Origin of the sequence: Actinospineispora acaciae DSM 45401, from assembly GCF_000620785.1 — a bacterium.
In the GTDB taxonomy this organism is placed as follows: domain Bacteria; phylum Actinomycetota; class Actinomycetes; order Mycobacteriales; family Pseudonocardiaceae; genus Pseudonocardia; species Pseudonocardia acaciae.
In genome coordinates, this window is record NZ_JIAI01000015.1 from 1 (window position 1) to 26,087 (window position 26,087).

Below are 26,087 nucleotides of genomic sequence, written 5' to 3' on the forward strand. Positions count from 1 at the left end.
CGACTGCTCTGCGACGCCTGCGTCGTCCCGGTCGTACTCGGCGGCAACAGCGAAGTCCTCGACGTCGGCCGCACACAACGCACCGCCACCAAACCACAACGCGACGGACTCACCGCACGAGACCGCGGCTGCGCCTACCCCGGCTGCGACGCCAAGGCCTACCGATGCCAAGTTCACCACGTCGTGCACTGGGCTCACCGAGGCCGCACCGCGATCCATTCGATGGTGATGCTCTGCGTCACCCACCACCGCATGATCCACCGCGCCGGCTGGACCATCCACATGGTCGACGGATGGCCAGAATTCATCCCACCAAAATGGCTCGACTACACCCAAACACCACGACGCAAACCCAAACCATACGACATACTGCGAACCTGATTAGGTCGTTGCGGCCAGTTCCTCGTTGATGAGTGCGATGCTCGCGCTTGCTCCCAGGCGGGTGGCGCCGGCAGCGATCAGGTCGGTTGCGAATGCATAGGTACGGATTCCGCCGGACGCTTTGATGCCGAGCGGGGCATTGCCGAGCGCTTTTCGGATCAGGGTGACGTCGGTGAGCCTGGCGCCACCGGTTGGGTGGTATCCGGTGGAGGTTTTGACGAAGTCGGCGCCGGCGGCGGCGACGATTCCGACCAGTCGGGTCAGTTCCTGCTCGGTCAGCGCGGTGGCCTCGATGATGACCTTGAGGGTGGCGCCCTCGGTGGCGTCGCGGACGGCGCGGATGTCGGACTCGGCCGTGTCGAAGTCACCACCTTTGACGGCGCCCAGGTTGACCACCATGTCGATCTCGGTGGCGCCTTCGGCGCGGGCCTGGGTGGCCTCGGCGGACTTGATTGTGGAGCGGGACGCGCCGAAGGGGAAGCCGACGACGGTGCACAGTGCGACGGTCGAGCCGGTGAGGGTGGCGGCGGCGTGGCTGGCCCAGTAGGGGTTGACGCAGACCGCTTTGAGCTCGTACTGGATGGCTTCGGCGCAGAGCCGCTCGATGTCGGCGGCGGTCGCCTCGGGTTTGAGCAGGGTGTGGTCGATCATGGACCCGAGGGCTGACGGCATGGCGGTCAGGGTGCCGGCGAGTTCGGCGGGCTGTCAATCGGGTGGTGGTGGGCGCGGGCGAGCAGGGCGGCCAGGTCGGGGAGCAGGGCGCGGTCGGCATCCAGCCAGTCGAGGTCGGCGAGGGTGGCGGGGTGGAGCCAGCGCACGGCGGCGTGTTCGACGGCGCGGGGTTCGGGCGAGCGGGCCAGCAGGGTGGCGGCGTAGATCCGGAGGAGCTTGGTGGTGCCCAGCGGCTGGTCGGCGCCGACGCGGTGGGTGACGGTGATCCGGGCGCCGAGTTCTTCCCAGCATTCGCGGCGCAGCGCGGCCACCTCGGACTCGCCGGGCTCGACCTGGCCGCCCGGCAGCTCCCAGCGGCCGGCCAGCTCGGGTGGCTCGGCGCGCCGCTGTGCCAGCAGACGGCCGGCGCGCACGATCGCGGCGCCTACGACTATGCCCGTCATGCGATCGAGTCGTCCGGCGGGGTCGCGGCGGGCCAGCGGGCCTCGACTCGGGCGCCGCCGTCGGGGGCGGTGGACATTCGGACGGTGCCGGAGCGGCCGGTGACCAGCGCGGAGACCAGCGCCAGCCCGAGCCCGGCACCGCCGCTCACGCCGCCGCGGTCCGCCTCCAGGCGGGTGAAGCGGTCGAACACCCGCTGTTGGTCCGCCTCCGGGACGCCTGGGCCGTCGTCGTCCACCACCAGGCGCGCGGCCCGACCCGCCGGCAGCACCGACACCCGTACCCGTGACCGGGCGTACCGGCACGCGTTGGCCAGCAGGTTGTCCAGCACCAGCGCCACCTCGCCCGGAGACGCCGCCGCCCACACCGGGACCGGGGCGGTGAGCGTCACGGCGGGACCGGGGGCGGGTTCGGGCGCGGAGGTCTGGGTGGCGCGCGCGATGGCGGTGCTGGCCTCGGCGACCATGTCCACGGCGGTGGCGGGTGGGCGGGCGCCGGCGTCCGCGCGGGCCAGCGCGAGCAGGTCGGAGAGCAGCTCGGACAGCCTGGCCGCCTCGGTGGCGACCGAGCGCAGGGTGTCCTCGGCCAGGGCCGGGTCGGGGTGCATCACGGCCACCTCGGCCTGCGCGCGGATGGCCGCGACGGGGGAACGCAGCTCGTGGGCGGCGTCGCCGGTGAAGCGTTCCAACCGGGCGGACGCGCTGTCCCGGCGGGCCAGCAGCTCGTTGAGCTCCTCGGCGAGCGAGCGCAGCTCGTCGGTTGCCGGTGGGACCGGCAGGCGCTCGCCGGGCGGGAGGCTGGCGGCGGCGGAGCGCATCCGGCCCACCGGCCGCAGCGCCAGGCCCACCGCGGTCCAGGCGGCCAGCGACACCCCGAACGCGGCGAGCACGGCGGCCAGGCTCAGGCCGATGGCGCCGCGGCGCAGCACCGAGCTGTAGCCGACCAGGTCGGCGGCGGCCAGCACCAGCCGGGGCGAGCCGTCCGGGGCGATCGCCGAGACCCCCAGCCAGCGGGTCGGCGCGCCCGGGCCGTACTCGGTGACCGAGTCCCCGCTGGCCAGCCGGCGCAGCAACTCGGGGCTCAGCGGCAGCGGGCGACCGTCGTCGAGGGGGCGGCCGGCGGTGTCCGAGACCCGGATGTGGATCTCGCCGGAGACGCCGTCCAGGGAGGCGTCGCCGGGCACCACCGAGTCTTCCGGCACGCCGGCGGAGAGCCGGCCGACGGCGGTCGCGGCGGCGCGGGCCAGCTCGACGTCCACCGCGCCGGTGATGGTGATCCCGACCAGGCCGGTCGCCACCCAGGCCAGTGCGCCGGAGGCGAGCATGGCCACGCCGGCGACGGCGACCGTGATACGCACCCGCAAGCTGCGGCGGGCCCACCAGCCGGCGAGCACCGCCGGCGTTTTCACCCCGAGGCTCCCACCCGGTAGCCGTGGCCGCGCACGGTGCGCAGCAGGTGTCCGGCTCCCACGGCCTGCAGCTTACGACGCAGGTAGCCGACGTATACCTCGACCGCGTTGCGACTCGCCGCCTGCTCGCCGCCCCAGGCCAGTCGCAGCAGCTCGTCCTTGCTGAGCACCGTGTCCGGCCGGCTGGCCAGGGCGTGCAGCACCGCGAACTCGCGCGGGCTCAGCTCCACCGAGTGGCCGGCCCAGCTGACCTGCTTGGTGGCCGGGTCCACGGTCAGCTCGCCGAGGCGCAGCCGCCGCCCGGACCCGCCGCGCTCGGCGTCCCGGCGCCGCAGCAGCGCCTTGACCTGCGCCACCAGCACCACGAACGAGAACGGTTTGACCAGGTAGCCGTCCGCGCCGAGGTCCAGCCCGTCGGCCTGGTCCACCTCGCCGTCCTTGGCCGAGATCAACAGCACCGGGGTGTCCACGCCCTCGCGGCGCAGTTGCTCGAGCACCCGGTAGCCGGACAGGCCGGGGATGATGATGTCCAGCAGGATCAGGTCGAAGCTGCCGGTGAGCGCGGCGCGCAGCGCGGTGGGGCCGTCGGCGGCGGTGACCACGTCGAGGCCCTCGGCGGTCAGCCCACGGCCGAGGGCGGTCCGCACCCCGGCCTCGTCGTCCACAACCAGCACCCTTGGCATCGGGAACGAAGCTACGCCCACAACCGTCTCACCCGGATCGGCCCCTCTCAGGGCGTTCTCAGAGCGGATGGTTCAGGCTGAGGCGCATGAATCCCCGAGGCCCGGCGGTCCTCGGCCCAGGCATGACGGCCGGGGTCGGGCGCGCAGGCTGCCCGGGGGGCGCCGCACCCGAGCCGACGAGCCGCGCATGAGCACCGTCAAGATCGCGCTGATGGTGTCCGGGGTGGCCGCCGTGGCGCTGGTATCGGTGCTGGTCACCGGGCCGTTCGGAGGTCCGGCCCCGGCGCCGGCCGGAGCGCCGTTGCCGCCGGTCAGCGCGGGTGAGCTGATCGCCTCGATCCGCGGCGCCAAGCCCGGCCCGATGGCCGGCACGGTGTCGGTGGACGTCCGGCTCGGGCCGGCCGCCGCCTCGCTGTGGCCCCGGCGGGGCTCGGAGGTGGCGCGGCTGTGGTCGGACGGCGACGGGCGCCGGCGCGTCTCGCTGCCCGGGGCGGACGGCGAACGCACGATCGTGGACGACGGCGACACCGTCTGGTGCTGGAACTCGACCACCCGATCGGTCATGAAATTTCCCTCCGGCCCGGCGGCGGGCGGCACGGGCACGAACGCGAGCCCGGGTCCGCTGGGCCTGCTCGCCGGCGACGAGCCGCTGGCCAACCCCGCCGACGCCACCACCGCGGTGCTCGGGCTGCTGGCGTCGGACAGCATGGCCAGGGTGGACCCGCCGACCAGCGTCGCCCGCCGCGACGCCTACCAGCTCGTGCTCGCCCCGCTGCCCACCGAGCGCACCATGCTGCGCGAGATCAGGGTCGCGGTGGACACCCAGACGCGGCTGCCGCTGGAGGTGTCGGTGCTGGCCAACGGGCTGCCCGAGCCGGCGCTACGGATCGCGTTCACCGACGTCGGCTTCGGCCGGCAGGACCCGGCGCTGTTCCGGTTCGCCCCGGCGCCCGGCGTCGCGGTGCGGGAGCGCCCGGCCCCGCCGCCCGCCCCCACCCTGGTCGGCAAGGGCTGGGACACGGTTGTGGTGCGCCGGGACCGTGGCGCCGCGGCGACCTGCGGCGGCGGGCGGGCGGCGCCGTTCCCGCCCCGGTTGAGCAGCCCGATCAGCGGCCCGTGGGGGCAGGGACGGCTGGTGAGCACGCCGATCGGCACCGCCGTGCTCACCGCCGACGGCCGGCTGGCCACCGGCGCGGTCCCGGTCCAGGTGGTCACCGAGGCGCTGGCCGGCACCGAGGCCCCGGCCCGATGAGGTCGCCCGGCTCGACCCGACCGCCGAGGGGGACCGACCTGCCGGCCCCGCCCACCGCGCACCGGCTCCCGCCCGCGGTGCGGCTGCGCGCGCTGCGCAAGGTGTACCGGCACGTGGTGGCGCTGGAGTCGGTGGACCTGGACGTGCCGGCAGGCTCGATCCTGGGCCTGGTCGGCTCGAACGGCTCCGGCAAGACGACGCTGCTGCGCCTGATGCTCGGCCTGGCCCGGCCCACCTCCGGCAGCGTGCGGCTGCTCGGCGAGCCGATGCCGGCCAGCGCCGCGTCGGTGCTGCCGCACGTGGGCGCGCTGGTCGACGGGCCGGGGTTCCAGCCGTTTCTGTCCGGGCGCGACAACCTGACCCGCAGCGCCAGCGCCGAACCGCTGCTCCCGACCGCCGCGATCCCGGGCGCCGTGGACGCCGCGCTGCACCGGGTGGGGCTGGACCGCACCGCCGCGGACCGCCGTTACCGCTCGTACTCCCTCGGCATGAAGCAACGCCTCGGCCTGGCCGCCGTGCTGCTGGCCCCGCGCCGGCTGGTGGTGCTGGACGAGCCGACCAACGGGCTCGACCCGGCCGGCACCCACGAGGTCCGCCGGCTCATCACCGAGCTGCACGCCGCCGGCTGCACCATCCTCATCGCCTCGCACCTGCTCGCCGAGGTGGAGCGGACCTGCACGCACGTGGCGGTGCTGACCGGCGGGTCGGTGGTGGCCACCGGCGAGCTGGCCGCGCTGCCGACCGCCGACGACGCCGCGCTCGAAGTGACCACCGCCGAGCCCGACGCCGCGCTGTCCGCCCTGCGCTCCGCGCGCGTCGCCGGGTACGTCGAGCGCGGCATGGTGGTCGCGCCGCTGGCCGGGACGTCGCCGGAGGAGGTGCTGCGCACGCTGGTACGGGCCGGGGTCCCGGTCACCGAGGCCCGCCGCACGCGCACCGGGCTGGAGGAGCTGTTCGTCCGCCTCACCGAAGAGGGATCATGATCGCCAGGCTGCTGCGCGCCGAGCTGGTCTACGTGCTGCGCCGGCGCCGGACGGTGGTCGCGCTCGGGGTGCTCGCGGCGGTGCCGGTGGTGCTCGGCGTCGGGGTGGCGGCCAGCTCGGGACCCGGCGGTCCGGGGGTCGGGACGGAGGCCGGCATGCCCCGGTCCGGGCTGATGGCGGCATCGGCGGAGAACGGGCTGATGCTGCCGGTCATCGCGCTGGTGGTGGCGCTGGCGCTGCTGTTGCCGCTGGCGGTGAGCATCCCGGCGGCGGACGCGCTGGCCGGCGAGGCCGCGCACGGCAGCCTGCGCGGACTGCTGCTGGCGCCGGTGAGCCGGCCGAGGCTGGTCGCGGTCAAGGCGGCCGGCGTGCTCGCGGTCGCCGCGCTGGCGGTGCTGGCGGTGACGGTGGCCGGCGTGCTCGCCGGGCTGGGCATCGTGGGCGGCGGCGGGGCGCTGCTCACCCTGTCCGGGACGACCATAGAGCCCGGCGCGGCGCTGGCCAGGGTGGCGCTGGCGGCGGGCTGGACGTTGCTGCAGGTGCTCGCGGTCGGCGCGGTCGCGCTGGCCGTCTCCTCGGTCACCGACCGCGCGATGGTGCCGGTGGGCACGGTGGTCGGCGGCGTGGTCGTCTCCGGCCTGCTCGCCGGCGTGCCGTCGCTGGACTGGCTGCGCCCGTGGCTGCTGACCACCCGCTGGCCCGCGCTGGTCGACGTCCTGCGCGACCCGCTGCCCGGCGACACCCTGGCCCGAGGCGCACTGCTCGCGCTCGGCTACCTCGCACTCGGTCTGGTGATCGCGGTAGCCGGCACCGTGCGTCGGGAGGCGTGAACGGGCACCATGCCCGGCATGGCCGAACTTCTGAACGATGATGCCGTCACCGAAGCGCTGCGCGGGCTGCCCGGATGGGAACGTGACGGCAACACGATCGTGCACTCCGCGAAGCTGCCCAGCTTCCCGGCCGCCATCGCGGTGGTCGACCGGGTGGCCGAGCTGGCCGAGCGCGCCAACCACCACCCGGACATCGACATCCGCTGGCGAACCCTGACTTTTCGCTGCTCGACGCATTCCGAGGGCGGCATCACCGACCTCGACATCGCGCTGGCCGCCCAGATCTCCGAGCAGATCCGCTCCGCCCAGTCCTGACGTCACCCCACCGGGCACCGAACACCACGATTGTTATCTCATGTAACACGCTTCGCGGCGCCACCGATCCCACCGGCAACCTCGCAACATCAAGTCAACCTCAAGCCGCGCCGCGAAGGATCCACCATGAGCCAACCCGGCCCCGACCGGCAACTACCGCAACTACCCCGCTACCCGCACCCGCCGCTCGCCTCGCGCCTGCCCCAGCGCCCGCTCCCCGGCACCCGCCCGCAGGCCCTACCGCCCCCACCGAAACCACCGGCCAACGGCTTCGGGATCGCCGCGCTGGTGCTCGCCGTCATCGGCCTGGTCTTCGAGTTCGTGCCGCTCAGCGGCTTCGTGTCGTTCATCAGCGGCGCGGTCGGCGTCGGGTTCGGCGTCCTTGGCGTGCTCCGCGACGGCAGGGGGCTGGCCAACCTCTGGCTCTGTGGCCTCGGCGCGGCGCTCAGCCTCACCGCCCTGGTGCTGGGCATCTGGAACATGGCGGCCACCACCCAACCGACCGCCGCACCGGCCGACGACCCCGGCTCGGCCGGCCGCCGCTAACCGAGCGCGGCGGCGAGGCGTTCGGCCCGCCGGCGGTGGTCGCGGCGGGCGGTCAGGGCCTCGTCGAGGGTGACCTCCACGAACCTGGTCCGGGTGTTGGGCGCGGACTGCGCCACCACGTCCAGGTCGCAGCTGATCACCGTGGCGATCATCATGTAGCCGCCGCCGGACACCGCGTCCCGGTGCAGGATGATCGGCTCGACGCTGCCGGGGACCTGGATGGACCCGATCGGGTACGGCGCGTCGACGATGTTGGACGGGTCCTGCCCGGCACCGAACGGCGGCGTCCGTTCCACCGTCTCCAGCCCGGGTCCGTCGTAGCGGAACCCGACCCGGTCGGCCACCGGGGTGAGCGTCCAGGTGGTGGACAGGAACGTCTCCCGCCCGGCCGGGGCCAGCACGTGGTCGTAGAGGCCCATTACGACCCGGACCTCGACGTCCTTGGACAACACCGGCCACAGCTCCTCGGGCACCGCCCGACCCGGGGTCGACGGACCGGACCCGGCACCGACCGGCAGCACGTCCCCGGCCACCAGCGAGCGGCCCTCCACCCCGCCCAGCGCCCCCAGCGCGTACGTCGACCGGCTGCCGAGCACGACCGGCACGTCGATCCCGCCGGCGACCGCGATGTACGCCCGGGCACCGCCCTTCACGAACCCGAAGTCCAGCACGTCCCCCGCCGCCACCGCGAACGACTCCCACAGCGGCCGCTCCTCGCCGTTGACCTTCGGCGGCAGCGACGCGCCGGTCACCGCGACCACCGCGTCCTCGGTGAACACCAACTCAGGCCCCAGGTAGACGCACTCCAGCGCGGCGTCCCCGGGCGAGTTGCCGACCAGGCGGTTCGCGGCGGCCAGCGAGTACAGGTCCAGCGCCCCGGACGGCGGGATGCCCAGGTCGTAGTAGCCGTTGCGGCCGGTGTCCTGCACCGTGGTGGACAGGCCGGGCTTGCGCACCTCAATCGGCACGGAGCACCTCCAGCAGGCGGGCGTTGAAGCCGTCCGGGTCCTCCAGGAACGGCCGCGGGCCGAAGTCGACCTCGCGGGCGCGGATCCGGTACTCACCGGCGGAGACCTGGCCGAGCAGCGAGTCGTACTCGTCGCGCTCGACCGGCGTGAACTTCACGATGTCGCCGGGGCGGAAGAAGACCATGAAGTCCGCGAAGTCGGGCATCGACTGGGACGGGTCGTAGATCGGCGCGGGGGTGATGCCGAACATCTGGTAGCCGCCGGCGCCGCGCACGGAGTAGATGCAGCCGAAGCAGCCGCCGTGCCCGACCGTCTGCTTGGGCGTGTCGGTGCGGGGGCGCAGGTACTTGGGGACCACGAGCTGGCGCTCCCGGGGCACCATCTGGAACATGAACGGCAGCCCGGCCACGAAGCCGACCATCGAGGTGAACCACGGCGAGCCGGAGTGCGCCGCGATGAACTCCTCGGCGCCGGACAGCCCGTTGATCCGCGCCGCGTACTCGATGTCGGTGGCGTCCGGGTCCTGGTGGCGGTCGCGGAAGCGCAGCAGCGTCTCGGTCGTCCACGGGTCGCGGTAGAGCACCGGGATCTCCACCACCCGGGTGGCCAGGCTGAAGTCCGAGGCGTCGCCGACCTTGCGCTCGATGTCGCGCAGGTGCTCCAGCAGGGTGTCCGGCTCCAGCACGTCCGGGTCGTAGCGGACCTGGTAGGACGCGTTCGCCGGGCAGATCTCCAGCACGCCGTCCGGGCGCTGCGCGCGCAGCGAGGTGGTGATCGCCATGGCCCGGAAGTTCGCCCGCAGGCTCATCTCCTCGGCCAGCTCGACGAAGATGTGCTCGTCCCCGCCCCAGCTGTACCGGGCCGGCGTGGCGTTCTCGCTCATGATCCACCCTCCGACAGCCACCGTTCGAGCGTGCCGGTGTCGAACGTGCCCTCGACGAACCACGGCTGGTCCAACAGCTCGAGGAGGAACGCCGTGGTGGTCGGGACGCCCTCGATGACCAGCTCGCCGAGCGCGCGCCGCGACCGCGCCAGCGCCGTCGGCCGGTCCGGACCCCACACCACGACCTTGGCCAGCAGCGAGTCGTAGAACGGCGTGACCTGCCCGCCCTCAGCGACCCAGGTGTCCGTCCGCACCCACGGCCCGCCGGGCAGCTCGACGGCATCCAGACGCCCCGGCGCCGGCAGGAAGCCGCGGTCCGGGTCCTCCGCGCACACCCGGAACTCGACGGCGTGCCCGCGCGCGGTCACGTCCTCCCGCCGGGGCAACGGCGCCCGGGACGCCAGCCGCAGCTGGGCGGCCACCAGGTCCAGACCGGTGACCATCTCGGTGACCGGGTGCTCGACCTGGATGCGGGTGTTCATCTCGATGAAGAAGTACTCGCCGGACTCCTCGTCGACCAGGAACTCGCAGGTCCCGGCGCCGCGATAGCCGACATGCCGGCACAGCCGCACGGCCGCCGCCGTCATCTCCTCCCGGGTCCGAGACGAGATGCCAGGCGAGGGCGCCTCCTCCACGACCTTCTGCCGGCGCCGCTGCAGCGAGCACTCGCGCTCGAACACATGGATGGCGTCCGAGCCGTCCCCGAGCACCTGCACCTCGACATGCCGGGCGCCGCGCACGAACCGCTCCAGGTACATCCGTCCGTCGCCGAACGCGCTCGCCGCCTCCCTGGACGCCTGCCCGAACGCACCCGCCAACTCACCGGAGTCGGAGACCACCCGAATGCCGCGCCCACCACCGCCGGCCGCCGCCTTGAGCATCACCGGATAGCCGACCTCGGAAGCGGCGGCCACCGCGGCGGCCACGTCGTCGACTCCGTCCTCCGTGCCGGGCACCGTCGGCACCCCGGCCTCCGAAGCGACCCGCCGCGCCCGCACCTTGTCGCCCATCCGCTCGATCACCGCCGCGTCGGGGCCGACGAACGTCAGGCCCGCGTCCGTGACCGCCGCCGCGAACCCGGCCCGCTCGGACAACAGCCCGTACCCCGGGTGCACCGCGTCCGCCCCGGACTCCCTGGCCGCCGCCACGATCGCGTCAGCCACCAGGTAGCTCTTGGCCACCGGCGCCGGGCCGATGTTCACCACGGCGTCCGCCAGCCTGGCGTGGGCCGCGCCGGCGTCCGCGTCACTGGCCACCGCCACGGTCTCGATGCCCAGGTCACGAGCCGCCCGGATGATCCGTACCGCGATCTCACCCCGGTTCGCGACCAGCAGCCGCTTCATCCCGAAGCCTCGTCGACGTCCACGACCAACAACGCCTGACCGGCGTCCACCACCGCCTCGGCGTCCTCCGCATACTCCACGACGGTCCCGGCCACCCCGGCCTCCACCGGGTAGAACGTCTTCATCACCTCGACCAGCCCCACCGTGTCGTCCGGCCCGACCTTCTGGCCGGCCTTGACGTACTCCGGGCTGTCCGGGTCCGGCCGGCGGTAGAACACGCCGGGGATCGGGGACACGACCTCGTGACGGGGCATCACGGCACCTCGCTGTGCTGGTGGTTTTATGACAGGTACGGCTGGAGCGCGGCGTGCACGGCCTTGGCCAGGTCCACCGCCCCCGGCGTGTCGGAGTGCACGCACACGCAGTCTGCCCGCATCGGGATCTCGGTGCCGTCCACCGAGGTGGCGACCCCGTCCCGCACCGCCCGCACCGCGCCCTCGGCGGCTGCGGCCGGGTCGTACGCCACGTGCTCCCTGGTGATGATCAGCGAGCCGTCGGCGCGGTAGTCCAGGTCGGTGTAGTACTCGGCGATGAACCCCTGCGCCCGCGCGCCCCACACGCGCTCGTGCACCGTGTTCGCCATGCCCATCAACGGCACGTCGAACACGTCGGCGGCGGCGCCGACGGCCTTCGCGGTCGCCTCGTCGCGGGCCGCCAGGCCGTACAGCGCGCCGTGCGCCTTGATGTGGTTGAGCTCCATGCCCCGCTCGCGCAGGAAGCCGGCCAGCGCGCCGACCTGGTAGACCACCGAGGCGGTCAGCTCGTCGGCGTCCATCTTCAGCTCCCGGCGGCCGAAGCCGTCGCGGTCCGGGAAGGAGGGGTGCGCGCCGACCCTGACCGAGTGCCGCTCGGCCAGGGCCACCGTCGCACGCATCACCACCGGGTCCGAGGCGTGGAACCCGCAGGCCACGTTCGCCACCGTGATGTAGGGCATGATCCCTTCGTCGTCACCGCAGCGGTAGATGCTGTAGGCCTCGCCCATGTCGCAGTTGATCGCAACCATGATGCGGCTCCTCACCTCTCGCGGGTGCCTGACACCATCCCAGACCGCAACCGAAACCGCATGCCCGTCAGTCCTGGCCGGACTCCCCGGACACGTCGCCGTGCGGCACGTGCTGGGCGGGGATCACGCCGAGCTTGCCGGCCTGGTAGTCCTCGAAGGCGGTGAGCACCTCGGCGCGGGTGTTCATCACGAACGGCCCGGCCCACGCGATCGGCTCGCGGATCGGCAGCCCGCCCAGGATCACCACGTCCAGCCCGGCCAGCCGCGACTCCTGCTTGACCGCGCCACTGACCGTCAACACCTCGCCCGGGCCGAGCACCGCGAGCTGGCCGGTCCGCACCGGACGGCCCTCGGCGCCCACCGTCCCTGCCCCGGAGAGCACGTAGACCAGCGCGTTGAAGTCCCGCCGCCAGGGCAGCCTGACGGTCGCGCCCGGGCTGATCGTGGCGTGCATCATGGCCATCGGCGTGTACGTCGACCCCGGGCCTCGGTGCCCGGCGATGTCGCCCGCGATCACCCTGACCAGCGCGCCACCGTCGGGCGTGGTCAGCAGCACCGAGTCCGACGCGCGCAGGTCCTGGTACTTCGGTTCGAGCCACTTGTTGGCCCTGGGCAGGTTCACCCACAGCTGCAGCCCGTGGAACAGGCCACCGCTGACCACCAGGTGCTCCGGCGGCCGCTCGATGTGCAGCACGCCGCTACCGGCCGTCATCCACTGCGTGTCGCCGTTCGTGATCGAGCCGCCGCCGCCGTGCGAGTCGGCGTGCTCGAAGATCCCGTCGATGATGTAGGTGACCGTCTCGAAGCCGCGGTGCGGATGCCAGTCGGTGCCCTTCGGCTCGCCGGGGGCGTACTCCACCTCGCCCATCTGGTCCATGTGCACGAACGGGTCCAGCTCGCGCAGGTCCACCCCGGCGAACGCCCTGCGCACCGGGAAGCCCTCGCCCTCGAAGCCGGACGGCGCCGTCGTCACCGACCGCACCGGCCGCTCGACGGCCTCCGGCGCGGGCTCCGGGATGCGGGCCAGGGTCGTGATGTCAGAAACTGTCACGGCTGGCATGATCTCCTCCTCACGAAGTCCTTAAAATCTGAACGACCCGTGGAACGTCGGCTTACCGGTCAAACATTCCCCAGTCATCAAGTTTTGAAGCACACTAGAATCACCGCCCGTGACCGGTTGGCGAGACGAGGCGCGGGAGCGCGCCTGGCGCACCTACATCGAGGCAAGTGTGCGCCTCCAAACCCGCCTGGACGAGTGCCTGCAACACGACACCGGGCTGAGCCTGATCGACTATCACGTGTTGCTGCTGCTCAGCGAGGCGAACGACCAGCGGCTGCGGATGGGCGAGCTGGCCGGCAGGCTGGTGTTCTCCCCGAGCCGGCTGACCTACCAGGTCTCCTCGATGGAGAAACGCGGCCTGGTGCTGCGCGAACGCACCCCGGAGGACCGCCGAGGCACCCGGGCGGTGCTCACCGCGGCCGGCCTGCACGCCCTGCGCGCCGCCTGGCCGCCGCACAGCCGCGCGATCCACGACCTGTTCCTGGACGACCTGGACGACGACGAGGTGGAATGCCTCGGACGGATCTTCTCCCGGGTCGGCGCGCGCCTCGGCGGGTGACCGCTCGCGAGTGACGAGCATGGCCGTAGCCACGCTCGCCACTCACGACGTCCCCGGGTCAGGCCGCCGGCTCGTCGACCACCTCGAACCCGCGCTCGATCCAGTCCTCCGCCACCGGCTCGCCGGACAGCGCACCGGCCAGCCGCAGGTGTCGGCCGGCCTCGTCGTGACGGTTGCGCCGCTGCAGCGTCCGCCCCAGCAGCAGGTGCGCGTACGCCTCGACGGGATCCCGCTCGAGCACCTCACGCAGCTGCGCCTCGGCCCGTCCCAGCTGGGCGGAGTGGAAGTAGGCGCGCGCGAGCAGCAGCCGCAGCGACACGTCGCCGCCCGCCTCCCCGACCAGCTCGGCCAGCATCCTCGACGCCGTCACGTAGTCCCCGGCCTCGAAGAACATCACCGACCGCTCGTAGTTCTCCATGAACGTCTCGGACATCCCGCGCTACCTCCTCTCCCCTCACTCTCCGCGCGCTATAACACAGCGGCCCTCCCGCGCATTCCCACCACGAGGTGGGGCTGTCCCCCGCCGCGACCTCGGGTTTGCCCCGGATCTTCTCGGGCCTGCTCCCTCGCCGGTCACCGGTAGGAGCTGACAACCTCAGGACCGTGGACGCCGAGGTGCCGGTGCTGATCGTCGGGGGTGGGCCGGTCGGGCTCACCGCCCGGGCGCTGCTGGAGCGCTGGGGGGTACGGACCCTGCTGGTCGAGAAGCGGCGCGAGCTGTCGCCGTTCCCCCGGTCCCGGCTGGTCAACGTCCGCTCGATGGAGATCTTCCGCCAGCTGGGGCTCGCGGAGGCGATCACGGCGCGCGCGTTCGCGCCGGAGTACGGCCGGATCCGGTTGCGCGACACCCTGTTCGACGGCGACTTCGCCACCGACGCGATGGCCGGGATCAACGCGCCGATACCGGAGAGCCCGGTGATCGGCGCGCTCACCTCGCAGGACCGGCTGGAGCCCACCCTGCTCGCCGCGGCGGACGCCCAGGTGCTGTTCGGGGCCGAGCTGGTCGAGCTGCGCCAGGAGCCCGACGGCCTCGTCACCGCCGTGCTCGCCGACCGGCACGGCGGCGGCAAGGCTCGCGTCCGCGCCCGTTACCTCCTGGCCGCCGACGGCGCGAACTCCACGGTCCGGCACCGGCTGGGGATCGACACCACCGGCCCCGGCGCGTTGCGAAGCTTCACCACCGTCGTGTTCGACGCCGACCTGGACGGCTGGTCCGCCCGCCAGCCCGCCGGCGTCTACGCCACCGCGCACGGGTCGTTCCTGCCGCTGTACCCGGAAGGCGGCTGGGCCTGGCTGGTCCCCACCCCCGACGACCCCGACCGCGCCGACTGGCCCGGCCTGGTCTCGCGCGCCCTCGGCGACGCCACCATGCACCCCGAGGTGCTGCGCGTGCAGCACTGGATGGTGAACGCGTTCGTCGCCGAGCGCTTCGGCCACGGCCGTGTCCTGCTGGCCGGCGACGCCGCGCACGCGATCCCGCCCTCCGGCGGCCTTGGCATGAACGTCGGCCTCGCCGACGCGCACAACCTGTGCTGGAAGCTCGCGGGCGTCCTCAACGGCTGGGCCGGACCGGACCTGCTGAAGACCTACGAGACGGAACGGCAACCCGTCGCGCACCTCAACCTGCGCCAGGCCGTGGCCAACAGCCAACTCTGGGTCCAGGCACAGAACCGGCGCCAGGAACAGCTCCGCAACGGCGGCGCGACCCAGGTCGAGCTGCCCTGGTCGCAGCGGTACTTCGCCCAGCTCGGCCTGGTGCTCGGCGTCGCCTACCGCTCCACCGCCGTCCTCACCGACGACGACACGCCGCCCCAGGACGACCAGGGCACCGACTACGTCCCCACCGCGGCGCCGGGCCACCGCATGCCGCACCTCTGGCTCACCGACGGCGAGTCCACGCTCGACACGCTCGGCGAGTGGTTCACGCTGCTCACGCCCGACCCCGCTTACTGGGAACGGCTGACCACGCCACCGTGGCCGCTGCGCATCGAGGCCCTGCCCGAGGCGCTCGGCTGCGGCCCGCACGGGGCATTCCTGGTGCGGCCCGACGGCCACATCGGAGCCCGCTGGCGTGACCGCCCGCCGCACCGGGGCGCCCTGCACGACGCCCTGACCGCGATCACCCGCGCTACCGGCGGATGGTCAGCCCCACCCGCTGGAACTCCTTGAGGTCGGAGTAGCCGGTCTTGGCCATCGCGCGGCGCAGCGCACCGAACAGGTTGATCGTGCCGTCCGGCCAGTCCGAGGGGCCGAACAGCACGGTCTCCAGGTCGCGGCCCCTGGGCTCCAGCCCGATCACCTCGCTGCGCGGCAACGACGGGTGCGCGGCGGCCGGGGTCCAGTACAGGCCGGAGGCCGGCGAGTCGTCCGCGTCGGCCAACTGCTCGCCGAGCATCACGGCGTCCGCGCCGCAGGCGATCGCCTTCGCGATGTCGCCGGAGCCGAAGATCCCACCGTCCGCGATCACGTGCACATACCGCCCGCCGGTCTCGTCCAGGTAGTCGCGGCGGGCGGCGGCGGCGTCCACGATCGCGGTGGCCATCGGCACCCCGATGCCCAGCACGGCGTCCGTGGTGGTGGCCAGCGACTCGCCGTAGCCCACCAGCACGCCCGCCGCGCCGGTGCGCATCAGGTGCATGGCCGTGCGGTAGTCGCCGACCCCGCCGGCCACCACCGGCACGTCCAGGTCCGCGATGAACTGCTTGAGGTTCAGTGGCTCGGCGGCGGCGTGCGAGACGTGCTCGGCGGAGATGATGGTGCCCTGCACGAAGAGGATCTCCACCCCGGCCGCGAGCAGGTGCGGGGTCAGCTCACGGGCGCGCTGCGGGCTGACCCTGGCGGCCACCGTCACCCCGGCCTCGCGCGCCGGGCGCAGCGCCTCGGCGAGCAGGTCGGGCTGGATCGGCGCGGTGTGCAGCTCCTGCAGCAGCCGCACCGCCGCCGGCACGCCGCCCTCCTCGATGTCGCCTTCGGAGGCCTCCACCACGCGGGCCAGCATCGCCTCCGGGTCGGCGTGCCGCGCCCACAGGCCCTCGGCGTTGAGCACGCCCAGCCCGCCGAGCTGGCCGATCCGCACCGCCGTGGCCGGGGACACGATCGCGTCCGTCGGGTGGGTCACCAGCGGTATCTCGAACCGGTAGGCGTCGAGCTGCCAGGCGGTGGACACCTCCTGGGACGTCCTGGTCCGCCGCGACGGCACTATCTCGATGTCATGCAGGTCGTACGCCCGGCGGGCGCTGCGGCCCATGCCGATCTCTACAAGGTCACGCACGGCCGCTAGTGTCCCCTGCCCGGCGCGCGGGGGCGGATCCGGGATCCTTCGCGGTGTGCTGAAACGCGCGACTCGGTGTGCTGAAACGCCCGACTCGCGGACGCATGAGGGCGGGTGGTCACCTGGTCACGTAATTGGGGGCCTCGACGGTCATGGTGATGTCGTGCGGGTGGGACTCCTTGAGGCCGGCGGCGGTGATGCGGACGAGCTGGGCCTGTTGGAGCTCGGGGATGGTGGTGCTGCCGGTGTAGCCCATGCCGGAGCGCAGGCCGCCCAGGAGCTGGTACATGACCTGGGTCAGGGCGCCTCGGAACGGGACGCGGCCCTCGATGCCCTCGGGCACCAGGTTCTCCTCGCTGAGCACGTCGTCCTGGGCGTAGCGGTCGCGGGAGAAGGACTTGCCGCCGCTGTCGCTGCTGCGCCCGCGCATGGCGCCGAGCGAGCCCATGCCCCGGTAGGTCTTGAACTGCTTGCCGCCGACCAGGATCAGCTCGCCAGGGGCCTCCGCCGTGCCGGCCAGCAGGCTGCCCAGCATGACGGTGCTGGCACCGGCGGCGATGGCCTTGGCGATGTCGCCGGAGTACTGGATGCCGCCGTCGCCGATCACCGGGACGCCGGCCGGCTCGCACACCTGGGCCGCCTCGTAGATCGCGGTGATCTGCGGCGCGCCCACGCCGGCCACCACCCGGGTGGTGCAGATCGAGCCCGGGCCGACGCCGACCTTGACGCCGTCCGCGCCCGCGTCCACCAGCGCCTGCGCGCCCTCGCGGGTGGCCACGTTGCCGCCGACGATGTCGACGCCGTCGCCGGTCTCCTTGGCCAGCCTGGCCACCATCTCCAGCACCCGGCGGGAGTGCCCGTGCGCGGTGTCCACCATGATCACGTCGACGCCCGCCTCGGTGAGCAGCATGGCCCGCTCGACGGCGTCCTCGCCGACCCCGACCGCCGCGCCGACCAGCAGCCGGCCGTCCGGGTCCTTGGTGGCCATCGGGTACTGCTCGGTCTTCACGAAGTCCTTGACGGTGATCAGCCCGCGCAGGATGCCCGCGCCGTCCACGATCGGCAGCTTCTCGATCTTGTGCCGGCGCAGCAGCCCGAGCGCGGCCTCCGCCGTCACCCCGACCTGGGCGGTGACCAGCGGCTGGCGGGTCATCACCTCGCTCACCCGGCGGCCGTGGTCGACCTCGAAGCGCATGTCCCGGTTGGTGATGATGCCCAGCAGGGTGCCGTCCGGGTGGGTCACCGGCACGCCGGAGATCCGGTAGCGGGCGCACAGCTCGTCCACCTCGCGCAGGGTGGCGTCCGGCGCACAGGTGACCGGGTCGGTCACCATGCCGGCCTCGGAACGCTTGACCACCTCGACCTGCGCGGCCTGCTCGTTGGCCGACTGGTTGCGGTGCAGCACGCCCATGCCGCCCTGGCGGGCCATCGCGATGGCCATCCGCGCCTCGGTCACCGTGTCCATCGCCGAGGACACCAGCGGCACCCGCAGCCGCACGTTGCGGCTCAGCTGCGACGAGGTGTCCACCGTGCTGGGCAGGACATCGGACTCCGACGGCAGGAGCAGCACGTCGTCGAAGGTCAACCCGAGCCGGGCGAACTTCGGCGGGAGTCCGGCGGTCACCTCGGTGGTCATTGCGGTGGTCAACCCCTCGACGCGGTCTGGAACGGCCCCCTCAATCCTATCCGGCGCCTCTCGTCGCTCGTAGCGTGGCGCCGGGCCCACCGCCGCGCGCATACCACGGACTCCGGTCACGGCGCGGGACGAATCCGAGTACGGTGGAGCGCGTGTCGCAGGATGCCCTACCACCGGACCCGTTCGCCGGCGACCCGCACGACCCGGCGCGGGCGCTGGACAGCCTGCCCGCCGAGGACGTGCTGGAGCCGTTGACCCCCGAGGAACGCGAAGAGATCGTGGAGGATCTCAGCGACCTCGCCGTCTACCAGGCGTTGCTGGAGGAGCGCGGCATCCGGGGCCTGGTGGTGGACTGCGCGGACTGCGGTGAGCAGCACTTCCACGAGTGGAACCTGCTGCGGGCCAGCCTGCGCCAGCTGCTCGACGAGGGCCACATGCGCCGCCACGAGCCCGCCTTCGACCCGGACCCCACGCACTACGTGACCTGGGAGTACTGCCGGGGCTACGCGGACGCGGTGTTCAGCGCGGGCTGAACCGTCAGGCAGGCACAACAAGAGGGGCACCCGTCGGGGCGCCCCTTTTTTGTTTCGCCTTTGACCGTCTAGTTCTGCGGGGGTGGAGCGTTCCCGGCCGGCGCGTTCGCGGTCGGGTAGGGGCGAGCCGGGGCCATGAAGTTCTCGGCGTGCCCGCCCCGGCTCTGGCCCTTCGGCTTCTCGTGCTGCTCGCCGCCGCCGCTCGCACCACCGCTGCCGGAGCCGCCACTCCCGCTACCGCCGCCGCCCTCGTTGCCGTCACCCTCGCTCGGCTTGTTGCGTTGCTTGGTGTTGTCCGGGGGCTGCTTCGTCGTCTCGGTAGCGGGCTTGGTCGTCTCCGGCCGGGTGGTGTCCGTGGCCGGCTTGGACTCCGGGGGCTTGGGCTCCTGCGACGGCTTCGGCCCCGGGGTCGGCCTGCTCTCCGGACCCGGGCGGGTGGAGTCCGACGGCCTTGTCGAGTCGGGCGCCGGGCGGGCCGGGTCGGAGGGCTTGGTGGAGTCGGGCGACGGGCGGGGTTGCTCGGACGGTTTCTGCGACTCCCGCCGGGGGTCGCCGGGGAAGCCCGGGATGCCCGGGGTCGTGCCGGGGAAGCCCGGGAAGCCGGGGTACGTACCGGGGTTGCTTCCGGGGAAGCCGGGGACGTTGGTGGGGTTCGGCCCGGGGAAGCCGGGGTTGCCGGGGAGGGGGAAGCCGGGGCCGCCGGAGCTGCCCGTCTCCGACTTGGGGTAGTCGGGAGCGGACCGGGGGTCGTAGATCGGGCCGCCGCTGCCGGGCTTCTCCGAGCCGCTGGAACCGCTCGAACCGCCGGAGCTACCGGATCCGCTCGAGCTGCTCGAGCTGCTGCTCGACCGGCCGCTGCTGTGCCGGCGCTTCTCGTGCTCGCGCGCCTTCTCGCTGTCCTTGGGGGAGCCGTCCTCGCGGGTGTCGACCCTCTCGCCGTCCTTGGTGTTGTCGGCGACGTCGAGCAGGTTCTCGCTCCTGCGGGTCAGCTCCTCGCGGCGCTGCTGTTCCCGCACGTGCTCCAGGTCCGGCGCGACACCGGCCAGCGCGGCCCTGGCGTCGGCGGGGCGACCCTCGGCCAGCGCCTGCTGCGCGGTGGCCAGCGCCACGTTCACCCTGTCGGCGGCCTCCACGGACTTGGCCCGGTTGGGGTTGAGCAGGCTGGACACGCCCCAGAGCGGGTCGCCCGGCTGGGCCGTGCTGGCGCCGATGGCCACACCGGACAGCGCCATCACCGCGACCGCCGCGGCGGCGGCCACCGGAACCAGCCGGCGCCTCGGCCGTGCCGCGCGCTGGCCGGCCACGATGGCCTCGGACGCCTCCTCGATGGAGATCATCTCGGGGAACGGCTCGGACTCCACGTCGGTGCGCCACGCCTGCAGCATGGCCAGCACCTGCTGGTCGTCGTTGTACCCGGAGTCGAAGCGGTGGTCGAGCCCGGCGATCGACGGCCCGCCGCCGATGGTGCGGCCGGCGGCCAGCGCGTCGAGCAGCTCGTCGTCCGCGCGGATCGCCAGCAGGTCGACCGGGTCGACCTGGTCGTCGATGTCAACGGAGAAGTCGTACGGCGACGCGCCGGGGGGTGCGCCGGGGCGGTCCGACCCACGGCGTCTGCGCCGCGAGGCGCCATCGCCCTGCCAGGGGTTACGCATTTCTCAGACCACCTCCTCTGCTACCGACCCTCGGACATCGCCTTGCGCAGCCGGCCGAGCGCCCGATGCTGGGCGACCCGGACGGCGCCAGGCGTGGAACCGACGGCCTCCGCCGTCTCTTCGGCGGACAGCCCGTTCACCACGCGCAAGACCAAGATCTCGCGTTGTTTCTCCGGAAGTACCTGGAGCAGCCTCCCCATCTCACCGGCGGACTCGAACCGCAGCGCGTGCTGCTCCGGTCCGTCGCCAACCTCGGGACTGTCCGGTACATCGGAGACAGGGTCCGACTTGTTACGCCCCGCCGCGCGATGTGCGTCAATAACCTTGTGGGCCGCGATACCGTAGACGAACGCGAGGAAGGGGCGACCCTGGTCTCGGTAGCTTGAGAGCGCCGTGAGCACGGCCATGCACACCTCCTGCGCGACGTCGTCCGCCGAGGCGAACGTCCGCTCTGTGCGCCCGAGGCGGGCACGGCAGTAACGGACCACCAGCGGGCGGATGGTCTTCAGGACGTACTCGATCGCCACGCGGTCGCCGCGGATCGCGGCGGCCACGTAGGCATCGAACTCGTCGTCCGTCGAATCACTCATCGCTGATAGTCGTCCAGGTGTTACCGACACGGCCCCTCCAGTGCCCGGGGAGGGTACTGCGTCGAGCGACAGGACAACCCCAAAGCCCCCGAGAGCCCCAACCGTAGCGGGTGGGACCTCGCTGCCCTGAGAGTATTTCCGCGCCGTCCACGACCGCCCGAGCCACCAGGAGTAAGACGCGCGAGACCGGATGAGGTTGCATCTGCAAGCTCATCCGGTCTCAGGCTGACAGCCGCGCACGGCGGCGGTCGATGTGGGTATTCGGACTACGAAACCAGGCCCCGACGGAATCCGTGGGCCACCGCCTGGGCGCGATCACGGACGCCGAGCTTACGGAACAGTCGGCGGGCGTGCGTCTTGACGGTGTCCTCGGACAGGTAGAGCTCTCGCCCGATCTGGCCGTTGCTCTTGCCCTGGCTCATCCCCCGCAGTACCTGCAGCTCCCGCTCGGTGAGCTGCACACCGGGATCGGTGGGCGCCCGTGGAGTGGGAACCGCCGTGCTGGCAAGGGTGTGGGCCAATGCGGCCACCAGCTCGGGACGCGAGGCGTCCCAGCGCAGGTAACCACGGGCTCCCCCGGCAATGGCCGCGGCGATGCTGCCAGCGTCATCCGGTGCCCCGAAGACGATGACATTTGCCTGAGGGTGCGCTGCGACGAGGCGACGCGTCGCCTCGACGCCGGTGGGAACCGCGCGTTGGGTTCCCACGAGCACGACGTCCACCGGCTGCCGGGAGTACCGGGCCAGCAGTTCGTCGCCGTGCGCCACACAGTCGATCCGGTGCACCCCCGGCACCGCGGACATCACGCGAGTGAGCCCCTCGCGAACGCTACGACGATCGTCGCAGATCAGTACCGTCGTCACAGGGACTCCTTCCTACAGCTGCTCCTGCAGCCGGGTGACATCTCATCCCCCGTATCGGCTGGCAGGGAATCTACCTTGACACGATCAGGGCCTATTTTTGCACTCCATTCGGGAAGAATGCGCTGAGCGGCACGTCCCGGGTGGGTGATTGACCTCCGAATGGAGCAGCGGAGGGCCTGATATTGCAGGCACCCAGGGTGAACGGTCGAACGCACGCCGCCCCCGAGGGTCGGTCCGACGGCGGATGCATGCCAGAACGTGCACGCCCCGGCGCCGGCAGCCCCCCGATCGGGCTAGATCCACACCACCGATCAGGTCAGCGATCAACAACTGGATCGGCCACTCCAGGCTGGCCAGCCGGGCGCGGCGGGTTCGGCCGGCCAGCGTGTCGAGCGTGTCGACCAGCTCGTCGACCGGCCGGCCGGTGCCGGCGTGGGCCACCGAGAGGACCAACGTCGACTTGATCTCGTGCCGGACCGCGCGGGCTTCGGTGGCGGCGGCGAGGGCGTGGCGGGCGGCGGGCTCCGCCTGGTCCGGGCGGCCGGTGCTCAGCGCCAGTTCGGCCCGCACCCAGTGCCACCGGACGGCCGGCCGCCATGAGGGGTGCTTCAACGCCGCCGCCCGCGCACGGCCCAACAGCCGTTGCGCCAACCCGGTGTCGGCTAGCCCGATCGCATCAGCCGCCAGCCCGAGCAGCGCGTCCACCCCGGCCGCCGCGAGATCCAGGCCGAGCCGCTCGGGATCGGCCAGGTTCGCGGGGGCCGGGCTCGCGGGGGCGGGGCTCGCGGCGGTGGTGGCCAGCGCGAGGCCTAGGCCGTCCCAGCGGCGCGCCTCGGCGTGGCCGCCCAGCTGGCGCAGGTGCGCGGCACGGGTCACCGCCGCGTGTGCGCGCACCGCCGTGGGCGTCCGGCGGTCTCGGTATAAGTGGTCCAGCAGCTCGGCGGCGGCCGCGTAGTCGCCGCGCGCGCCGAGCACCACCGCGGCCAGCCAGCGCCGCCGCGCCGGGTCGCCGGGTCGCACGATCAGCGGTGCGTCCGGCCGGTCGCCGAAGGCGATGCGCTCCACGGCCACCGGGGGCTCTGTCTCTGGCGCCTCTGGCGTCCGGGGCATCGTCTCCGGAGTCCCTGGCGCGCGCTCGGGCACGCGCGCCGGCTCGGCTCGCTCCCGAGCCTCCGGCGCAGTCCCCGACCGCAACCCCCGCACCAGGGCATTGTCACCTACGTCACAAATCGGCCGTCGGCCGCCACCCCGATGCCGGCCGAGGCCGGGCTTCGCGAAGCCCAAGCAACCGGCGGTTGTCAACTGTCCGGCGGCCCGGTTCACCCGAAGCGATGTGATTGTGAGGCTTGCTTACGACTGAACGCTTGTCAGGGCAGAAACCCGCTCCTAATGTGACAGTCAAATGTTTGACCAAACTGGTGCCCGAACCTGCTGATCAGGCTCGAGCCAACGGTAGAGGCGTACCGGGGGTAGAAACATGGCTGATACGCGCAGGTTGCCCGGTCCCAACGCGGACCTGTGGGACTGGCAGCTGCACGGCGCATGTAGGGGCATGGACAGCGCGTTCTTCTTCCATCCGGAAGGCGAGCGCGGACCGGCCAGGGCGAACCGCGAGGCCAGGGCGAAGGCCGTCTGCGGCGGGTGCGGCGTGCTGGACCAGTGCCGGCGGCACGCGCTGCGCGTCCAGGAGCCGTACGGCATCTGGGGCGGGCTGTCCGAGTCCGAGCGCGACGGGCTGATCAGGACCAGGAAGCGCCAGCTCACCCTTCACTAGTCGCGACGCGGGCCGTTCGTGCCCGACGCGGACTCGTGAAGACGTCCACGCCGTGCCCGAACGGCCCGCGCGGCGGTTCCTACGCCCGAGGGAGCGTCAGAAGCCCCCGTGCCCGTGGCCATGGCCGTGCCCGTGGCCGCCGGCGGGTGCCTCCTCCTCCGGCTTGTCCACCACGGTGCTCTCCGTGGTCAGCACCATGCGCGCGATGGACGCGGCGTTGACCACCGCGGCCTTCGCCACCTTGGCCGGGTCGACGATGCCGCTCTCGACCAGGTTGTCGTAGGTCTCGGTGGCCGCGTTGAAGCCGCCGCCCCAGTCCTGCGTGGCGACCTTGGCGACCACCACCGAGCCCTCGTGCCCGGCGTTGGCCGCGATCCAGCGCACCGGTGCCTCCAGCGCGCGGCGCACGATGGCCACGCCGGTCGCGGCGTCCCCGGTCAGCCCGAGGCCGCCGGACAGCTCGGCGGCGGCGTGCACCAGCGCGGAGCCACCGCCGGGCACAATGCCCTCCTCGACCGCCGCGCGAGTCGCCGCCACCGCGTCCTCGATGCGGTGCTTGCGCTCCTTGAGGGCGGTCTCGGTGGCCGCGCCGACCTTGATCACGGCGACGCCGCCGGAGAGCTTGGCCAGCCGCTCCTGCAGCTTCTCCCGGTCCCAGTCCGAGTCGGTGGTCTCGATCTCGGCCTTGAGCTGGGCGACCCGGGCGTCCACGTCGGCCTTGGCGCCGGCGCCGTCCACCAGGGTGGTGGTGTCCTTGGTGACCACCACGCGGCGGGCCTTGCCGAGCACCTCCAGCCCGACCTCGGACAGCTTGAGCCCGATGTCCGGGTTGACCACCTGGCCGGCGGTGGAGACCGCCAGGTCGTCCAGGAACGCCTTGCGGCGGTCACCGAAGAACGGCGCCTTCACCGCGCACACCTTGAGCGTCTTGCGGATCGAGTTGACCACCAGCGTGGACAGCGCCTCGCCCTCGACGTCCTCGGCCACGATGAGCAGCGGCTTGCCCTCGCCGAGCACCTTCTCCAGCAGCGGCAGCAGCTCGGCGATGGCGCCGATCTTCTCCCGGTGCAGCAGGATGTAGGCGTCCTCGAGCACGGCCTCCATCGACTCGGAGTCGGTGACGAAGTACGGCGAGAGGTAGCCCTTGTCGAACTGCAGGCCCTCGGTGATCTCCAGGTCGGTGGCCAGCGTGGAGCCCTCCTCCACGGTGATCACGCCGTCCTCGCCGACCGCGTCCATCGCCTGGCTGATCAGCTCGCCGATCTCGGCCTCCCGGGAGGCCACGGTGCCGACCTGGGCGATGCCGGCCTGGCCGGACACCGGGGTGGAGCGCTCGGTGAGCACCTCGGCCACCTTGTCGGCGGCGGCCGCGATGCCCTGGCCCAGCGCCGTCGGGTTGGCGCCGGCGGCCACGTTGCGCAGGCCCTCGGCGACCATGGCCTGGGCCAGCACGGTCGCGGTCGTGGTGCCGTCACCGGCCACGTCGTTGGTCTTGGTGGCCACGGTCTTGGCCAGCTGGGCGCCGAGGTTCTCGAACGGGTCGTCCAGCTCGATCTCGCGCGCGATGGTGACGCCGTCGTTGGTCACGGCCGGGCCACCGAACTTCTTGTCCAGTACGACGTGCCGCCCGCGCGGGCCGAGGGTCACCTTGACCGCGTCGGCGAGCTGGTTCACCCCGCGCTCCAGCGCCCGCCGCGCCGACTCGTCGAAATTGATCTGCTTTGGCATGACTCTCCTTTTTATGGCACGACCGCGATCGCGTCGCCAGGGCGCGCCTTGGTCGGTCGGCTTCGGTCGGGCGGTTGGGCGCCCTGCCGCCGCCATCACGGAGGGCCTTCGGCCTGGCGTGCCACTTTTTAGACCGGGCCACTCGTACGGAGGTTGGGCCGTCGATAGGCGTCCGGGTCGTGGTCGTGGATCGGGTTCGTGTCTAAACGGCGGACGCCGCCCCAGCTGGGGCCGGGGCGGCGTCGCGTTCGATAGACCAGGGTCAGTTGACGACCGCGAGCACGTCGCGGGCGGAGAGGATGAGGTACTCCTCGCCGTTGTACTTGACCTCGGTGCCGCCGTACTTGGAGTAGATGACGACGTCGCCGACGCTCACGTCCACCGGGACGCGGTTGCCGTTGTCGTCGACCCGACCCGGGCCCACCGCAAGGACCTTGCCCTCCTGGGGCTTCTCCTTGGCGGTGTCCGGAATGACGATGCCAGACGCGGTCGTCGTCTCGGCCTCACTGGCCTGAACGACGATCTTGTCTTCGAGCGGCTTGATGTTCACGCTCGCCACGTGTGCCCTCCCCTTCCTGGGGTGTTCCTAGTTGTTGGGAACGGCGGCTGCGGCGCCCCGCCGTCGCGGGTGCCGGGGCTCCGTGCTGCCGCGCAATTGGCACTCTACCCACGAGAGTGCCAGTGCTCAACGCCGACCCGCCGCGCGCCGAGGT

At 72.7% G+C, this 26,087-nt stretch carries 29 protein-coding genes; 10 read left to right on the forward strand and 19 right to left on the reverse strand.

Going from position 1 to position 26,087, the window contains the following annotated elements; genetic code table 11:
- Window positions 1–381 (forward strand): HNH endonuclease signature motif containing protein (locus tag N912_RS64745; RefSeq protein ID WP_245645772.1); only part of this gene is annotated, 381 nt, incomplete at its 5' end.
- Here N912_RS64745 and deoC read toward each other — a convergent pair.
- From deoC to N912_RS0140090, 4 genes are read right to left on the reverse strand one after another with little or no spacing between them, the layout of a single operon-like run.
- Complete coding sequence (gene deoC / locus N912_RS0140075) at window positions 382–1,032, reverse strand: deoxyribose-phosphate aldolase (protein ID WP_245645773.1); 651 nt, start codon at window positions 1,030–1,032, stop codon at window positions 382–384.
- Between the two features lie 26 nt (window positions 1,033–1,058).
- A complete protein-coding gene (locus N912_RS57630; protein WP_051581466.1) occupies window positions 1,059–1,496 on the reverse strand; it encodes a (deoxy)nucleoside triphosphate pyrophosphohydrolase in 438 nt (145 codons plus the stop codon).
- A complete protein-coding gene (locus tag N912_RS0140085; protein WP_028926861.1) occupies window positions 1,493–2,902 on the reverse strand; it encodes an ATP-binding protein in 1,410 nt (469 codons plus the stop codon). The genes N912_RS57630 and N912_RS0140085 overlap by 4 nt, the downstream gene beginning before the upstream one ends.
- Window positions 2,899–3,585: a response regulator transcription factor gene (locus N912_RS0140090; protein ID WP_211261568.1), complete on the reverse strand. Its 687-nt coding sequence runs from the start codon at window positions 3,583–3,585 to the stop codon at window positions 2,899–2,901. The genes N912_RS0140085 and N912_RS0140090 overlap by 4 nt, the downstream gene beginning before the upstream one ends.
- 187 nt (window positions 3,586–3,772) lie before the next feature.
- Here N912_RS0140090 and N912_RS0140095 point away from each other — a divergent pair, with 187 nt between their 5' ends.
- The 5 genes from N912_RS0140095 (at window position 3,773) to N912_RS64125 (ending at window position 7,511) form a co-directional block, all read left to right on the forward strand.
- A complete protein-coding gene (locus N912_RS0140095; RefSeq protein ID WP_028926863.1) occupies window positions 3,773–4,837 on the forward strand; it encodes a LolA family protein in 1,065 nt (354 codons plus the stop codon).
- A complete protein-coding gene (locus tag N912_RS0140100) occupies window positions 4,834–5,820 on the forward strand; it encodes an ABC transporter ATP-binding protein (RefSeq protein ID WP_051581467.1) in 987 nt (328 codons plus the stop codon). Before N912_RS0140095 ends, N912_RS0140100 begins: the two co-directional genes overlap by 4 nt.
- Window positions 5,817–6,650 (forward strand): ABC transporter permease subunit, encoded by an 834-nt coding sequence (locus N912_RS57635; protein ID WP_037069097.1) that lies wholly within the window; start codon window positions 5,817–5,819, stop codon window positions 6,648–6,650. The genes N912_RS0140100 and N912_RS57635 overlap by 4 nt, the downstream gene beginning before the upstream one ends.
- 18 nt (window positions 6,651–6,668) lie before the next feature.
- Window positions 6,669–6,965 (forward strand): 4a-hydroxytetrahydrobiopterin dehydratase, encoded by a 297-nt coding sequence (locus N912_RS0140110; RefSeq protein WP_028926865.1) that lies wholly within the window; start codon window positions 6,669–6,671, stop codon window positions 6,963–6,965.
- A gap of 126 nt (window positions 6,966–7,091) precedes the next feature.
- The gene (locus N912_RS64125) at window positions 7,092–7,511 is read left to right on the forward strand and encodes a hypothetical protein (RefSeq protein WP_037069099.1); all 420 of its coding nucleotides are present in this window, start codon (window positions 7,092–7,094) and stop codon (window positions 7,509–7,511) included.
- Here N912_RS64125 and N912_RS0140120 read toward each other — a convergent pair.
- The 6 genes from N912_RS0140120 to N912_RS0140145 all read right to left on the reverse strand — a co-directional run bounded on the left by N912_RS0140120 (window position 7,508) and on the right by N912_RS0140145 (window position 12,768).
- Complete coding sequence (locus N912_RS0140120; RefSeq protein ID WP_028926866.1) at window positions 7,508–8,479, reverse strand: 5-oxoprolinase subunit C family protein; 972 nt, start codon at window positions 8,477–8,479, stop codon at window positions 7,508–7,510. The genes N912_RS64125 and N912_RS0140120 overlap by 4 nt on opposite strands.
- On the reverse strand, window positions 8,469–9,362 hold the full coding sequence (locus N912_RS0140125) for a 5-oxoprolinase subunit B family protein (protein WP_037069100.1): 894 nt from the start codon (window positions 9,360–9,362) through the stop codon (window positions 8,469–8,471). Before N912_RS0140125 ends, N912_RS0140120 begins: the two co-directional genes overlap by 11 nt.
- Window positions 9,359–10,705: an acetyl-CoA carboxylase biotin carboxylase subunit gene (locus N912_RS0140130; protein ID WP_028926868.1), complete on the reverse strand. Its 1,347-nt coding sequence runs from the start codon at window positions 10,703–10,705 to the stop codon at window positions 9,359–9,361. The genes N912_RS0140125 and N912_RS0140130 overlap by 4 nt, the downstream gene beginning before the upstream one ends.
- Window positions 10,702–10,959: an acetyl-CoA carboxylase gene (locus tag N912_RS0140135; RefSeq protein ID WP_028926869.1), complete on the reverse strand. Its 258-nt coding sequence runs from the start codon at window positions 10,957–10,959 to the stop codon at window positions 10,702–10,704. The genes N912_RS0140130 and N912_RS0140135 overlap by 4 nt, the downstream gene beginning before the upstream one ends.
- 26 nt (window positions 10,960–10,985) lie before the next feature.
- Entirely contained in the window at window positions 10,986–11,708 is a 723-nt protein-coding gene (gene pxpA / locus N912_RS0140140) for a 5-oxoprolinase subunit PxpA (protein ID WP_084211697.1), read from the reverse strand.
- A 67-nt stretch (window positions 11,709–11,775) separates the two neighbouring features.
- Window positions 11,776–12,768 carry a pirin family protein gene (locus N912_RS0140145; RefSeq protein ID WP_028926871.1) on the reverse strand — a complete coding sequence of 331 codons (993 nt, stop codon included), beginning with the start codon at window positions 12,766–12,768 and terminating at the stop codon, window positions 11,776–11,778.
- Between the two features lie 109 nt (window positions 12,769–12,877).
- Here N912_RS0140145 and N912_RS0140150 point away from each other — a divergent pair, with 109 nt between their 5' ends.
- Window positions 12,878–13,327, forward strand: a complete 450-nt coding sequence (locus tag N912_RS0140150; RefSeq protein WP_028926872.1) for a MarR family winged helix-turn-helix transcriptional regulator — start codon at window positions 12,878–12,880, stop codon at window positions 13,325–13,327.
- A gap of 58 nt (window positions 13,328–13,385) precedes the next feature.
- Here the strand turns inward: N912_RS0140150 and N912_RS0140155 are convergent, their stop codons facing one another.
- Window positions 13,386–13,760 (reverse strand): tetratricopeptide repeat protein, encoded by a 375-nt coding sequence (locus N912_RS0140155; protein ID WP_028926873.1) that lies wholly within the window; start codon window positions 13,758–13,760, stop codon window positions 13,386–13,388.
- A gap of 170 nt (window positions 13,761–13,930) precedes the next feature.
- Between N912_RS0140155 and N912_RS57645 the strand changes: the two genes are divergently transcribed.
- Complete coding sequence (locus tag N912_RS57645; protein WP_051581469.1) at window positions 13,931–15,496, forward strand: FAD-dependent monooxygenase; 1,566 nt, start codon at window positions 13,931–13,933, stop codon at window positions 15,494–15,496.
- Here the strand turns inward: N912_RS57645 and N912_RS0140165 are convergent.
- Both N912_RS0140165 and guaB read right to left on the reverse strand, forming a co-directional pair.
- Window positions 15,456–16,598 carry a GuaB3 family IMP dehydrogenase-related protein gene (locus N912_RS0140165; protein WP_028926874.1) on the reverse strand — a complete coding sequence of 381 codons (1,143 nt, stop codon included), beginning with the start codon at window positions 16,596–16,598 and terminating at the stop codon, window positions 15,456–15,458. The genes N912_RS57645 and N912_RS0140165 overlap by 41 nt on opposite strands.
- 118 nt (window positions 16,599–16,716) lie before the next feature.
- Window positions 16,717–18,234 carry an IMP dehydrogenase gene (guaB, locus tag N912_RS0140170; RefSeq protein WP_028926875.1) on the reverse strand — a complete coding sequence of 506 codons (1,518 nt, stop codon included), beginning with the start codon at window positions 18,232–18,234 and terminating at the stop codon, window positions 16,717–16,719.
- A gap of 152 nt (window positions 18,235–18,386) precedes the next feature.
- Here guaB and N912_RS0140175 point away from each other — a divergent pair, with 152 nt between their 5' ends.
- Entirely contained in the window at window positions 18,387–18,767 is a 381-nt protein-coding gene (locus N912_RS0140175) for a DUF5319 domain-containing protein (RefSeq protein ID WP_084211699.1), read from the forward strand.
- A gap of 68 nt (window positions 18,768–18,835) precedes the next feature.
- On the opposite strand, the gene N912_RS61165 is transcribed toward N912_RS0140175, so the two are convergent.
- The 4 genes from N912_RS61165 to N912_RS57655 all read right to left on the reverse strand — a co-directional run bounded on the left by N912_RS61165 (window position 18,836) and on the right by N912_RS57655 (window position 22,943).
- Window positions 18,836–20,419: an anti-sigma-D factor RsdA gene (locus N912_RS61165; protein ID WP_051581470.1), complete on the reverse strand. Its 1,584-nt coding sequence runs from the start codon at window positions 20,417–20,419 to the stop codon at window positions 18,836–18,838.
- Window positions 20,420–20,439: 20 nt separating this feature from the next.
- Window positions 20,440–21,009, reverse strand: a complete 570-nt coding sequence (locus tag N912_RS0140185; protein ID WP_037069101.1) for a sigma-70 family RNA polymerase sigma factor — start codon at window positions 21,007–21,009, stop codon at window positions 20,440–20,442.
- 266 nt (window positions 21,010–21,275) lie between these two features.
- On the reverse strand, window positions 21,276–21,872 hold the full coding sequence (locus N912_RS0140190; protein ID WP_028926878.1) for a response regulator transcription factor: 597 nt from the start codon (window positions 21,870–21,872) through the stop codon (window positions 21,276–21,278).
- A gap of 84 nt (window positions 21,873–21,956) precedes the next feature.
- On the reverse strand, window positions 21,957–22,943 hold the full coding sequence (locus tag N912_RS57655) for a hypothetical protein (protein WP_051581471.1): 987 nt from the start codon (window positions 22,941–22,943) through the stop codon (window positions 21,957–21,959).
- A 406-nt stretch (window positions 22,944–23,349) separates the two neighbouring features.
- Here N912_RS57655 and N912_RS0140200 point away from each other — a divergent pair, with 406 nt between their 5' ends.
- Window positions 23,350–23,646 (forward strand): WhiB family transcriptional regulator, encoded by a 297-nt coding sequence (locus tag N912_RS0140200; RefSeq protein WP_028926879.1) that lies wholly within the window; start codon window positions 23,350–23,352, stop codon window positions 23,644–23,646.
- A gap of 96 nt (window positions 23,647–23,742) precedes the next feature.
- On the opposite strand, the gene groL is transcribed toward N912_RS0140200, so the two are convergent.
- Together groL and groES are read right to left on the reverse strand one after the other, a co-directional pair.
- Window positions 23,743–25,374, reverse strand: coding sequence for a chaperonin GroEL (gene groL / locus N912_RS0140205; protein WP_028926880.1), 1,632 nt, complete (start codon window positions 25,372–25,374; stop codon window positions 23,743–23,745).
- A gap of 262 nt (window positions 25,375–25,636) precedes the next feature.
- Window positions 25,637–25,933: a co-chaperone GroES gene (gene groES / locus N912_RS0140210; RefSeq protein ID WP_028926881.1), complete on the reverse strand. Its 297-nt coding sequence runs from the start codon at window positions 25,931–25,933 to the stop codon at window positions 25,637–25,639.
- Window positions 25,934–26,087: the final 154 nt, after the last annotated feature.